Here is a 12859-nt window from a genome sequence, read left to right as displayed (position 1 = left end):
GTTCCCGAGCCTCACCCGACCCGTCCGTTCCCCAGGGTGCGCCGGTGGTCCGCGACAAGCAGCTGGCCGAGGGCTATGCCTCCGTCGTTCGGGGGGACGTGGCGGTGGCTGTAGACGTCGAATCCGTCGCGCTCGAGGATCGTGAGGGAGTTGACCAGGAGGAATTCGTTGAGGAATACGCCGCCGGAGAGGACGACCTGCCGGATGCCGGTGGCACGGGAGATCTCGCGGCATTGCCGTCGGACCATGGTGACCACGCCGGAATGGAACCGCCGGCTGATCTGCGGGAGCGGTAGGCCGGCGGCGAGGTCCCCGGCGATCGAGCGGATCACCGGTCCGAAGTCGACTTCGGTTGTGGTGTAGTCGAACTCGTATCCGTCAACCATGGCGAGGTCGCGCTCGAGCAGGCCCTCCAGCTCGATCGGTCCCTGCGCCTCGTACTCGGCGTAGCAGCAGATACCCAGGAGGGCGGCGACTCCGTCGAAGAGCCGGCCCATGCTCGATACCTCGGGCGAATTGATTCCTTGCGCTCGCATCGTCGAATACACGTGCCGGCGATCCGGCTCGAGCCGGCCGATCGCCGGGAACGCCTTGACGGCCGTGTCGATATCGCCGAATGCGTCCAGGGCGACCGATACCCCGGTTCGAATCGGTTCGTGCACCGCTCGGTCACCGCCGATCAGTGCCAAGCGCCGCAAATGCGTTGCCCGCTCGAATCTTTCGAAGTCACCCACCAGGAATTCCCCGCCCCAGATGGTGCCGTCGGTGCCGTAGCCGGCTCCGTCGAACACCACACCGATGGCTGGTCCGCTGAGCCGATTCTCCGCCAGGCACGCGGCCATATGAGCGTGATGATGCTGGACGAACACGGGATCGCCCGGTTCGCCGATGCCCTCGTGCACACTGCTGGAGCGGAACTGCGGGTGCATATCGTAGACACCCGCAGCGGGCTCCAGATCATAGAGCGACGCCAGGTGTGCCGCCGTCTTGCGATGAGCGGCAAAGGTTTCGTCGTTCTTCAGGTCGCCGACGTGCTGGCTGAGGAAGACCCGGGATCCGGCGGAGAGGGCCACCGTCGTCTTGAGTTCGGCGCCATAGGCGACGAGCGGAGCCAGCGGACGGCCGACGTCCACCGGGTACGGCGCATACCCGCGCGCTCTGCGCAGGAACGTCATCAGGGGCCCGTCCAACTCGGGGTGGGCGGACAACCGGACCACGGAATCGTCGACCCTGATCTCGATTTCGCGGTCGTGGTAGAGGATCACGTCGGCGATCTCGAAAAGCTGCTGGAGCGCATCCTCGTTGCGATGGACTATCGGATAGCCGGAGATGTTTCCACTCGTCATGATCACCGTGTCCAGGCCGGATTCGTCCAGTAGCAGGTGATGATGCGGTGCCGAGGGCAGCATCAGGCCCAGATTCGGATTCCTCGGGGCGACGTTCTCCGGGAGCGCACCGGAACGCTTGCGCGCCAAGAGGATCGGCCGCGCGGGCGACCGCAGCAGTGCTTCCTCCGCCGCGGACAGTTCCACGATCCGATGGGCGGCGGCCAGATCCCGAACCATGACGGCGAAGGGTTTCGAATCCCGGCGTTTGCGCTCGCGGAGCAAGGCCACCGACTCGGCGCGGCGCGCATCCACGGCAAGATGGAAGCCCCCGACACTCTTGACGGCCGCGACCCGCCCCGCTGTCAATTCCCGTGCGCACCGGCGCAATGCGTCCTCGCCTTCGAGAACCGCTCCCTGCCGGTCGGCGAGGAACAGACGAGGTCCGCAGTCGGCACAGGCATTGGGCTGTGCGTGAAAGCGCCGGCTCATCGGATCCCGATACTCCCGGTCGCACCTCTCGCACATGGTGAACGAGCGCATCGTGGTCTGCGACCGGTCGTACGGAAGTGCGCGAATGATCGAATACCGTGGACCGCAGTTCGTGCAGTTGATGAACGGGTACCGGTAACGGCGATCGGCCGGATCGCGCAACTCGGCCAGACAGTCGGCACACACATGCGTATCCGCGGGCACCAGAGCGACTTTCGCTCCGCTGTGCACACTGTGCACGATCTCGAAATCGGTGGCCGCCGACCGCCCCGACGATCGGCTGAGAGCTACCACCCCATCGACGCGGGCCAACTCCGGAGCCTTGCTCGCCAATTCCTCGCTGAAGCGCCGCAGCACGGACTCGTGGCCGCTCGCTTCGATGAGCACGCCCTCGGGATCGTTGCGAACCCATCCGGCCAAGTCCAGCTCACGGGCGAGCTTGTAGACGAACGGGCGATAGCCCACGCCCTGAACAACGCCGGTAACCCTGATTTTCCAGGTCGCATACTCGGTCATGACATCGGTTCAACACAGCCGGGGCAGCTCGGCGCCGCGGAGAGGTTGCAGCGTGGATTCGCGGCCGTCGGAATCCCGGAGAACGACCGCCGCGCCATCGAGGGCGGTCACCTCGCCGATCGCCACGGCGTGCCGGCCGTACTCGTGCGCGTGGAGCGCGGCGAGCACCCGATCGGTCGCCTCCGGATCGATGAAGATCGCCACGCAGCCCTCGTTGGCACAGTGCAGTGGATTGATCCCCAGCATGTCCGCCGCCATCGCGGTCTCGTGCTGGATGGGCAATGCCGGAGCCTCGATCCGGATTGTCTTGTCCAGCTTGCCCGCGTACTCGTGCAGCACCGCCGCGAGTCCGCCGCGGGTGACATCGCGCATCGAGCGAATCGATCCGGTCGGCACCGCGGCGAACACGCCGTCGATCATGGTGTTGAGGGGTGCGCAATCGCTGAGGACCCGGCTTTCGAAGCCGAGACCCTCGCGGATCGACAGCAGATGCACGGTGTGATTACCGAGGGGACCGGACAGGATGACCGCATCCCCGGGGCGCACGGCGTCCATCCGCAGCGGCTCCCGGGCGAAGAAACCGACCCCACTTGTGTTGAGGTACAACTGATCCGCTTCCCCGGCGCGCACGACCTTGGTGTCGCCGCACACGATCTGCACGCCGGCTTCGTGAGCAGTGTCCCTGATCGAGGTCAGCACACGGGACAGGCGGTCGAACGGCAGTCCCGTCTCGAGGATCATTCCGAGCGTGAGATACCGCGGAGCCGCTCCCGACACCGCGAGATCGTTGACGGTCCCGCACACCGCGATCTTTCCGATGTCGCCATTGCCGAAGAACGGCGGGTCGACCACGAAGCTGTCCGTGGTCATCGCGATCCGGCTGCCCTCCACCGCGAGGACGGCACTGTCCTCCATCTCGCCCACATAGACGTCGCCCAAGGTCTCCGCGATGAATGCCACGAGTTCGCCCGACAGTGTCGCGCCGGTGCCGTGGTCGAGTTGGATCTGCTGGGTTGCGAGAGTCACGGTGTCTTGGTCTCCTTCCGGGGGAGACCGCCGTTCTCATCGATCGTCCGCAGCATCTCCGCGGAATCGGCGACCGTGGCGCAGTAGCCCTCGAGCCATTCGAGTGCGCGCTGCCGGTCGGCTTCGACGGCGGAGAATACGCAGTCGCTCGGCACGCCGACAATGTATCCGCGGAAGAATGCGTCGGCCGCCGTCGTCTGAATGCAGATCTGGGTTTGCAGACCGATGAGAATCAGGGTCTCGACCCCGATTGCCTGGAGCCGCTCGTGCAGATCGGTCTCGTAGAATCCGCTGTCCTTGCTCCGCTCCTGAACGATATCCTCCGGCTCGAGGAAGTCCCGGATCACCTCGGCGCCCGCCGTGCCGCGCAGCGCGGGGACGCGGCCGTCGTACCGCTCGGCGAGGGGATCGTCGGGTTCGTTGATGAGCTGCAGGTGAAAGACGGGATAGCCGCGTTTCCGCAGATCGGACAAGAATCCCGCCACATGTGCGGTCGCCGCGGCGATCGCCGCCCGACGTTCCGGATTCTTTCCGACGATATCGTACTGCAAGCCGCTCGTGAGGACTGCAATCTTTGACATGTCGACTACTCCAGTAATTAGTTGTTCTGCGCCGCGCCCGAGCGATTTTGCAGATCCTGGGCGATATTCGACCAATTGACCGCGCATTGATACGCGAATTCGATGATGTGGTCCCGGGTATGCGGGAGCATGGCGTCGGTTATTTTCTCGATATCGGTGGTCTTCACCGCGTGCTGATGCATCCAGCGCAGGAGGTCGCGGCCGCTGGCACTCATGCGCAGCGCCGGGTCCCGGGCCAGCAGGGCCAGTAGGGCGCCGAGATCCGCCGGCTTCTCGGGCGGCGAAGGGGGTGTCGGCCGATCGGGGGCGTCCGGGAGTTTGCTCTCCGACTCCGGTGAGGTACGGGGAGTTCTGTTTTCGTTCGAATGAACGAGCGGATCCTCCCCGCGTTCGAGCCGGGCGCGGACATCGCGGACGGTGGACGGGGACAAGCCGACTTCTTGAGCGATGCTGCGCAGGGACGCGTCCGGGCGGGCCAGGATCAGCTCGGCGGCGGTGCGCCGGGCCGATTTGGTGTCGACGGGTCGTAGGCGGCCATCGCTTCCCAGGCGATGGCTCGATCGCGAATCGTCGTCGATCCGGCCGCGGATCGCTGCCACGGTCTTCGCGGACAGGCCCGCGGTGGTCGCTATCGAACGATCCGACCAGTGTGGATGCGTCCGCATGATGCGTTCCGCGGCAGCGCGCCGATCGCTCAGGGACAGCGGCAGGCCGTGGGTCGTGTTTTCGCGTACCCCGACGATGAATGCGAGTTCCTCGGAACCGTCCACCAGATATGCATCAATATGTGTGAATCCCTTCAGTCGCGCGGCGAATGTGCGGTGAAATCCATCGATGACCCGCATTGTGGGCCGATGAACGAGGATGGGCGGCAAAGGCCACTCGGCCTCGACCAACCTTTCGATGTGCGAATGATCCTCACCCTCGGATCTCGGGGAGCCGATAGTAACCAGCGATGCAATCTCTAAGGTTGTTCTGACGCGGTTCAATTTCGAGGAGTGCTCCAAATATGTAGTGCCCCTTGGTCTTACAGGGTCAGAATTCGAAAATTACCGCAGGCTCATCCTTCCGGCAAGAGGACTCGACCGGTCGGCATGGTCGTTGTGATCGCCCACCGTCGGATGTGCCGTGAGAGTGTGTCGATCCACAGGTCGTGCGCCGCTCACGGGGTGTGCAACCGTGTGAAAGCCGCAGTTGCACAGCATGATTCGAGCCATCGCCGCAGGACAGACGGCCGACGGGGTGTGGTTGGGTGCACTGTGCCCGCTCACAGTCGGATACATCACTCGGTGGGATCGGCGACGTGCGCTCGGCCCTTGTCCCGAAGATCGACATGTGCGGTAATACCGTGGCCGACTTCGGTTTCCGTATATGTAAATCGCAATAACACAAATGTGCTCGGGGAGATTCGATGTCCATGACCGGTACCGAGCGGGAAAAGGACGCGGCGGTCGTCCCGTTGCGCTGGGTGGGCCCGATCAAGATCACTGGCAATGTGGTGGACGAACCGATCGAGGTGCCGCTGGCCACCTACGAGTCACCGCTGTGGCCGTCGGTGGCGCGCGGCGCCAAGATCACCAGGCGTTGCGACCGCGGCGTCGTGTGCACGCTCGTCGACGAACGGATGACCCGGTCGGTCCTGCTCGAGGCCGACGACGCCGGTGCGGCACTGGCGGCGGTTCGCCGGCTCGGGGATGTCATGGGGGAGATGCGCCGGATCGTCGCCGACTGCAGCCGCTATGCCGAACTCCTGGATGTCCGGCACCAGATCGCCGGAAATCTGCTGTTCGTGCGATTCGAATTCGCTACCGGCGATGCCTCCGGCCACAATATGGCGACCCTGGCCGCCGATGCCCTCCTCGCGTACCTGGTGCGCGTATTCCCCGGTCTGCGTTACGAATCCGTGTCGGGGAACTTCTGCACGGACAAGAAGGCGTCCGCGGTGAACGGCATTCTCGGCCGCGGCAAGAATGTGGTGACCGAACTGCTGATCCCGCGTGCCGTGGTGGTGAACGATCTGCACACGACCGCACGGCGGGTAGCGGCTCTCAATGTCCGCAAGAACCTGATCGGAACGAGTCTGGCGGGCGGAATCCGTTCCGCGAACGCGCATTACGCGAACATGTTGCTGGCGGTCTACCTGGCCACCGGCCAGGATGCGGCCAATATCGTCGAAGGCTCGCAGGGCATCACGCATGCCGAGGACCGCGATGGTGATCTTTATTTCTCGTGCACGCTGCCGAACATCATTGTCGGAACGGTCGGAAACGGAAAGGGATTGGATTTCGCCGCGGCGAATCTCGCCAGGCTGGGCTGCGGTGCGGACCGGGCGACGGGGGAGAATGCCCGCCGGCTCGCCGTGGTGACAGCGGCGGCGGTGCTGTGCGGGGAGCTGTCGCTGCTGGCGTCCCAGACGAACGCCGGCGAACTGATGCGGACGCATCTGAATTTCGAACGCCCACCATCGGATAGAGAGAATTGACGTGGTGTTTCCTATTGGAATTCACGATATCGCGTTGGCGACCGGGCATTACGCGCTGGACCTCGAGGAGTTGGCGGAGCGGCACGGCGTCGACCCCGGCAAGTACGCCATCGGCCTGGGGCAGAGCACGCAGACCGTTCCGGCGACGGACGAGGACATCGTCACCATGGCCGCCGCCGCGGCGAAGCAGATCCTGGCCGAGCACGATGCCGGGGATATCCGCACCGTCCTGCTCGCCACCGAGACCGGGATCGACCAGTCCAAAGCGGCCGCGATCTATGTGCAGGACCTGCTGGGATTACCGTCCTCGACGCGGGCGGTGGAATTGAAGCAAGCGTGTTACGGGGGCACGTCGGCGCTGCACTTCGCGGCCGGACTCGTGCACCGCGACCCCGACCACAAGGTATTGGTGCTCGCCAGCGATATCGCGAAATACGATCTCGGTTCCGCCGGTGAGGCCACGCAGGGCGCGGCCGCCGTCGCCATGCTGGTGTCGGCGGACCCGGCTGTCGCGGTCCTCGAGCCCGTGTCGGGTCTGTACACCGCCAATGTGCAGGACTTCTGGCGACCCAACTACCGCTCGACACCGATGGTGGACGGCAAGCTGTCGGTCTCGTTGTATCTCGAAGCGGTGGAACAGGTTTGGAAGGACTACGAAGCCCGCGGCGGCCGGGCCATCCAGGATTTCGCGGCGTTCTGCTATCACCAGCCGTTCACCAGAATGGCCTACAAGGCGCACGCGCGGTTGCTGGAAATCCACGGCATCGACACCGATAACGCTCGGCTGGACGCGGACCTCGCACATACCACTATCTACAATCGCCTTGTCGGCAACAGCTATACAGCCTCGCTGTACGTGGGTCTCATGTCGTTGCTCGACCATGCCGAGGACCTCAGCGGGCGCTCCGTCGGAATGCTGAGCTACGGATCGGGTTGTGTCGCGGAGTTTTTCGGATTGTCGATGGTGCCGGGATATCGGCGGCGACTGCGGACCTCGGCCAACCAGTCCGCCATCGCGCGACGGGAGCGGATCTCCTACGAAAGATATCGTGAGATAAGGGATTTCGAGTTACCCGAGGACGGTTCGTCGAAGACATTGGCGGTCGACGGGGCCGGACCGTTCCGCTTGCGGGCCGTCGCCGAGCATTCGCGAATGTACGAGGCACGTCACCTGATTCAGGCATGAGGGTGGGTGCTGAACGGTCGGCGGACCCCACCCTCGGTCATGGCCGCGCCGTCGCCAAACTGATCCTGCTCGGTGAGCATGTGGTGCTCTACGGTCGCCCGGCGATCTCGCTGCCGGTGCCGCTCGTGGGGGTGACCGCCACCGCGCGCCGATCCAGGGGCCCGGTCACTGTGGCGTCGACGAACGCGGCAGGCCGGGGACCGGCTGCGGGGCCGGGCGATACTGCGGTGTCGCGGCTGGCGGTAGCGGCGGTCTGCCACCATCTCCGGGTTCCCGACGAGGGCCTGGCCATCACCATCGACAGCGACATCCCGAGCGAGCGTGGTCTGGGTTCGAGCGCGGCGATCGCGGCGGCCGTCATCAGGGCGGTCGCCGATCTGTGGGATCGAAAGCTTTCCGGCGAAACACTTTTCACGCTGATTCAGGAATCGGAGGCGCTGGCGCACGGGAACGCGAGCGGCGTCGACGCGCGGACGGTGGTCGGCTCGGCCGGGCCGCTCTGGTTCCAGGACGGGGCGGCCCGGCCACTTCCGGTGGCGGACAGCGCGGATCGAGCGGTCCTGGTGGTGGGCGACACCGGTGTGGCGGGCAGCACCCGCGAGGCGGTGGCGATCGTGCGCCGGCGATTGCACGCCCTCGGCGCGGCAGGTGAGGATCTGCTCGAGCGGGCCGGGCAGCTCGCCCACGGTGCCGCCGTGGATCTGCGGCTCGGGCGGTTCGCCGAGCTGGGCGATGCCATGACCGGCGCACAGCGGATTCTGGTGCGATTGGGCGTCAGCTGCCCGGCCGTCGACGAGCTGGTGGCCGCCGCGCTGGCCGGGGGAGCGCTGGGCGCCAAACTCTCCGGCGGCGGACTCGGCGGCTGCGTCATCGCACTGACCACCGACGCCCCCGCCGTCCGCACGGCACTGCTCGCGGCGGGCGCCCAGCGCTGTCTCGAGGTTCCTTTGAATCCGGTGGACGTATGAATTCCGTTGCGGCGATCGCGCATCCGAATATCGCCCTGATCAAGTACTGGGGCAAGCGGGACGAGGTCCTGCACCTGCCCATGACCACCAGCCTGTCGCTGACCCTGCGGGAATTCCCGACCACGACCAGGGTCACGGTGGGGCCGGACCCGACCGCCGACCGGGTAACCTTCGCCGGAGCCCCGGCGCCCGAGGCATTCGCCGCGCCGGTCTCGCGGTTTCTCGAGCTGGTGCGCGAGCGGTCCGGCGATCGGCGGTACGCGGTGGTGGACACCGTGAACACGGTGCCGACCGGAGCCGGACTGGCCTCCTCGGCAGCGGGTTTCGCCGCACTGGCGCTGGCCGCCGCGACCGCCTACGGACTGGACCTGGATCGAGCCGCGCTGTCCCGGCTGGCGCGCCGCGGGTCCGGCAGTGCGGCACGCTCGGTCTTCGGAGGCTTCGCGGTGTGGTGGCGTGGCGTGGGTGCCGGCGCGGCCGGCGACCTGAGCAGCTTCGCCGAGCCGATCGACGCGCCGCTGCTGGACCCGGCGCTGGTGGTGGCCCTGGTCGATACCCGCGAAAAGGCGGTTCCCAGTAGGGAAGCCATGCGGCGGACCATGGCCACGTCGCCGTTCTATCCGCCGTGGGTGGCGGAGTCCGCCCGGGACCTGGACCGCATGCGGGCGGCGCTGCGCGAGGGCGATCTGACGACCGTCGGGGAGATCGCCGAGGCCAACGCCCTCGGGATGCATGCCACCATGCTCGGCGCTCGACCGGCCGTACGGTATTTCGCACCCGGCACCCTGCGCGTGCTGGACCTGGTGCTGGAGTTGCGTGCCGCGGGCATCGGCGCCTGGGCCACGATGGACGCCGGTCCGAATGTGAAGGTGCTGTGCGATTCCCGCGACCGCGCCGTCGTCGCGGCGGCCGTCGCCGAGGTGACCGGGGGAGTGGATCGGATCGTGGTCACCACCGCCGGGCCCGGTGCCGCCGTCTCCGACAGCGGAGAACGATGATCACCGTTGCCGTTCCGGGCAAGCTGTACATCGTCGGCGAATACGCGGTCCTGGAGCCGGGCAGCGCGGCGGTGCTGGTCGGCATCGATCGCTACGTACGCGTCCGCGTTACCCCGGTGAGCTCGGTCGGTCCTGGTCTCCGAACGATCACGACCAGCCGCACCCCCGGGCGCCGCGCCGAATTCGTCTGCCGGGAAACGGGTTTCGACCGAGTCCCGGCGAACTCGGCCGACGCGGCCGGGCTGTCCCACGTGCTGGCGGCCCTGGCCATCGTCGACCGTTACGCGGCCGGATCAGGTCGGCAGCCGGTGGGCTTCACCCTCGAAATCGACTCCCAACTGGATGATTCCGCCACTGGACGCAAATACGGGCTGGGATCTTCCGGAGCGGTGACCGTCGCGGTGGTGCGGGCTGTCGCCCGGGTCTACGGGTTGCCGCTGGATCCGGACACCGAGACGAAACTGGCTCTGCTGTCGGTGTTCTCGGTGGATCCGCACTGCTCCGGAGGTGATGTCGCGGCCTCGGCGCACGGCGGTTGGGTGTACTACCGGACCCCGGATCGCGCGGCCCTGACCGCGGCGCTGGCGCGGCCGGGCACCGAACTCGGGGCGCTGATCCGGCAGCCGTGGAAACACCTGACGGTACGGTCGCTGCCGCCCCCTCGCGAGCTGTCCCTGGAAGTGGGATGGGTCGGGCGACCGGCGGATTCGAGCGTACTGGTAGCGGCCATGAAACAGGCCGTCCGACACCATGGTTCGGCCTATCGGCAGTTCGTCACCGCCAGCGGTCAGTGCGTCGAGCAGTTCGCGGCGGCGTGCCGTTCCGGCGACGATCGAGCGGCCGAGCTCGCGCTGAGCACCGCCGGTCGCTTGCTCCGTGAGCTGGCCGCGGTGTCCGGTGCCGCCATCGAGAGCCCCGAACTGTCTCGATTGCGCTCTCTGGCAGAGGAACTCGGAGCCGCGGCGAAGAGCTCCGGCGCGGGCGGCGGCGACTGCGGAATCGCCCTGATCGATCCCGCCCGCGCGCCGGCCCTGCGGCAGCGCTGGCGAGCCGCCGGCATCGAACCGCTGAATCTCCGGGTATCCGAGAGGAAAGAGAGCATCAGATGAGCTATGCCAGCCGCAAGGACGATCATGTCCGCCTGGCCGTCGCGCAGCATCGCGAATCGATGGCCGGGCAACGCCCGTCTCCGTTCGACGAGGTCGCTTTCGTCCACCACGCCCTGCGGGGTACCGCGGAGCACGCCGTCTCGCTCGCCACCGAGGTGGGCGGCACGACGTGGCCGGTGCCGCTGTACATCAACGCGATGACCGGCGGCAGCGCCCGCACCGGCGAGGTGAATCGTGGACTGGCCATCGCCGCCCGGGAGACCGGCTTGGCGATCGCGTCGGGTTCGATGAGCGCGTACCTGGCAGACGGTTCGGTGGCCGAGACCTACCGCGTGCTGCGCGGCGAGAATCCGGACGGCTACGTCATCGCCAACGTCAACGCCAATGCCACACCGGAGATGGCGATGCGCGCGGTGGAGCTGTTGGATGCCGACGCACTGCAGGTGCACGTCAATGCGATCCAGGAGATCGTGATGCCGGAGGGCGATCGGGACTTCTCGGGCTGGCCGCGCCATATCGCTCGCCTCACCGAGACGCTGGGCATACCGGTGATCGTGAAGGAGGTCGGGTTCGGGATCAGCGCCGACACGGTCACGCGGCTGGCCGAGCTCGGCGTGCGGATCGTCGACGTATCCGGCAATGGCGGAACGAATTTCGCGCTGATCGAGAATGCCCGGCGGCGAGGAGCCGACTTCGGCCTGCTCGCCGACTGGGGCCTGTCCACCCCGGCCTGCCTGGTCGATGGAGCCGAGGCGGCCCTGACGAACGGGGTCGCGCTGCTCGCCTCCGGCGGGGTACGCACTCCGCTCGATGTCGTTCGCGCCCTGGCGCTCGGCGCCCGCGCGGTGGGGGTATCCGGGTACTTCCTGACGATCCTCGAATCCGAGGGCGTCGATGCGCTGATCGCGGCGATCACCGCGTGGATCACGCAGATCCGGCAGCTCATGGTGGTGCTCGGCGCGGAAACCGTGCGCGCGCTGGCGGATGCCGACGTGCTGCTGACCGGCGGGCTCGCCGAGATCTGCCGACTGCGCGGCATCGACCCGGGCGCCTACGCCCGGCGCTCCCGGAATCCGCTGCGGCCCATCGTGCCAACGAGCCGCCTCCGCTGAGATCAGCGCGGTCATATCGAATGAATTTGCGGCACACCACATCCGGTGCGTGTGGAGCGCCTCGATTCGCCGAGAATGCTGATACCCTACCCGCGGGTAACATGGATTGCACTAAGTTACCTATGGGTAACTTAGTGCAAGTTATGATGCGACGAGCGCCGAGCGACACAGCGTCGCTTCGTGAATGAAAGGCCACTGCATGAGCCCCCTGCAAATAACGCTGGGCATCATCTCCATACTGGTCGGTGTGCCCGCGTGGGCCGGGTTCGTCTTGGCGGTGCGCAATATCGTGCGCACCATCCGGCTGGGGCAGCCGGCACCGGACCGGTTCGGGCCGTTCCTGCCCCGAATCGCCACCCTGGTCAAGGAATTCGCGGCGCACACCCGCATGGTGAAGTTCCGGACCGTCGGCTGGGCGCACTGGCTGGTCATGGTCGGCTTCCTGCTCGGGTTCGTCACCGTCTTCCAGGCGCAGGGGCAGATCTTCAGCCCCACCTTCACGTGGCCGTGGATCGGTGACACCCTCGTCTATCACCTGCTCGACGAGCTGTTGGGCCTGGGCACCATCGTCGGTGCGTTGGCGCTCATCATCATTCGGCAGGCCAACCACCCGCGGCGACCCGCGCGGCTCTCGCGCTTCTCCGGCTCCAACTTCCTGGCGGCCTACTTCGTCGAGCTCATCGTGCTCGCCGAGGGCATCAGCATGGTCGGTGTGAAGGCCTTGGTGCAGGCCTACACCGGTGAGCACCATGCCGTCAGCGACTTCGTCAGCATGAATATCGCCAAGCTGCTGCCCGCGAGCGCCGCGGCGGTCTCGGTCTTCGCGTTCTGCAAGCTGATGACGGCGCTGGTGTGGGTCGTGGTGGTCAGCCGCAATATCGACTGGGGTGTGGCGTGGCACCGGTTCGCCGCGTTCTTCAATATCTATTTCAAGCGTGAGGCCGACGGCGGTGTGGCGCTGGGTGCGGCCAAGCCGATGATGTCGGGTGGTAAGCCGATCGAGATGGAGACCGCGGATCCGGATAATGACACCTTCGGTGTGGGTAGGTTCGAGGACTTCTCGT

Annotated in this window: 10 protein-coding genes and 1 pseudogene; 7 read left to right on the top strand and 4 right to left on the bottom strand. The window is 66.6% G+C overall.

Annotation, left to right across the window (positions count from 1 at the left end; all coding sequences use genetic code 11):
- Window positions 1–11: 11 nt before the first annotated feature.
- Genes hypF through ACWEQQ_RS14425 form a run of 4 tightly spaced genes read right to left on the bottom strand, consistent with a single transcriptional unit; the run spans window position 12 to window position 4947 of the window.
- Entirely contained in the window at window positions 12–2333 is a 2322-nt protein-coding gene (gene hypF / locus ACWEQQ_RS14440; RefSeq protein ID WP_452348555.1) for a carbamoyltransferase HypF, read from the bottom strand.
- A gap of 9 nt (window positions 2334–2342) precedes the next feature.
- Complete coding sequence (gene hypE / locus ACWEQQ_RS14435) at window positions 2343–3359, bottom strand: hydrogenase expression/formation protein HypE (protein ID WP_452348554.1); 1017 nt, start codon at window positions 3357–3359, stop codon at window positions 2343–2345.
- Complete coding sequence (locus ACWEQQ_RS14430; protein WP_452348553.1) at window positions 3356–4015, bottom strand: cysteine hydrolase; 660 nt, start codon at window positions 4013–4015, stop codon at window positions 3356–3358. Before ACWEQQ_RS14430 ends, hypE begins: the two co-directional genes overlap by 4 nt.
- Entirely contained in the window at window positions 3958–4947 is a 990-nt protein-coding gene (locus tag ACWEQQ_RS14425) for a hypothetical protein (RefSeq protein WP_452348552.1), read from the bottom strand. Before ACWEQQ_RS14425 ends, ACWEQQ_RS14430 begins: the two co-directional genes overlap by 58 nt.
- Before the next feature lie 404 nt (window positions 4948–5351).
- Here ACWEQQ_RS14425 and ACWEQQ_RS14420 point away from each other — a divergent pair, with 404 nt between their 5' ends.
- The 7 genes and pseudogenes from ACWEQQ_RS14420 to ACWEQQ_RS14390 all read left to right on the top strand — a co-directional run.
- Window positions 5352–6422 carry a hydroxymethylglutaryl-CoA reductase gene (locus tag ACWEQQ_RS14420; RefSeq protein ID WP_452348551.1) on the top strand — a complete coding sequence of 357 codons (1071 nt, stop codon included), beginning with the start codon at window positions 5352–5354 and terminating at the stop codon, window positions 6420–6422.
- A gap of 1 nt (window position 6423) precedes the next feature.
- Window positions 6424–7608, top strand: a complete 1185-nt coding sequence (locus ACWEQQ_RS14415; protein WP_452348550.1) for a hydroxymethylglutaryl-CoA synthase — start codon at window positions 6424–6426, stop codon at window positions 7606–7608.
- Window positions 7605–8576 carry a mevalonate kinase gene (gene mvk, locus ACWEQQ_RS14410; protein WP_452348549.1) on the top strand — a complete coding sequence of 324 codons (972 nt, stop codon included), beginning with the start codon at window positions 7605–7607 and terminating at the stop codon, window positions 8574–8576. Before ACWEQQ_RS14415 ends, mvk begins: the two co-directional genes overlap by 4 nt.
- On the top strand, window positions 8573–9574 hold the full coding sequence (gene mvaD / locus ACWEQQ_RS14405) for a diphosphomevalonate decarboxylase (protein ID WP_452348548.1): 1002 nt from the start codon (window positions 8573–8575) through the stop codon (window positions 9572–9574). The genes mvk and mvaD overlap by 4 nt, the downstream gene beginning before the upstream one ends.
- Window positions 9571–10683 carry a phosphomevalonate kinase gene (locus ACWEQQ_RS14400; RefSeq protein WP_452348547.1) on the top strand — a complete coding sequence of 371 codons (1113 nt, stop codon included), beginning with the start codon at window positions 9571–9573 and terminating at the stop codon, window positions 10681–10683. The genes mvaD and ACWEQQ_RS14400 overlap by 4 nt, the downstream gene beginning before the upstream one ends.
- Entirely contained in the window at window positions 10680–11795 is a 1116-nt protein-coding gene (fni, locus tag ACWEQQ_RS14395; protein ID WP_452341127.1) for a type 2 isopentenyl-diphosphate Delta-isomerase, read from the top strand. The genes ACWEQQ_RS14400 and fni overlap by 4 nt, the downstream gene beginning before the upstream one ends.
- A 199-nt stretch (window positions 11796–11994) precedes the next feature.
- A pseudogene (locus tag ACWEQQ_RS14390) lies at window positions 11995–12859 on the top strand (Fe-S oxidoreductase); the annotation flags it as partial.

The organism is Nocardia sp. NPDC004123 (genome assembly GCF_053603795.1).
This window is presented reverse-complemented; position numbering and strand designations above follow the sequence as displayed.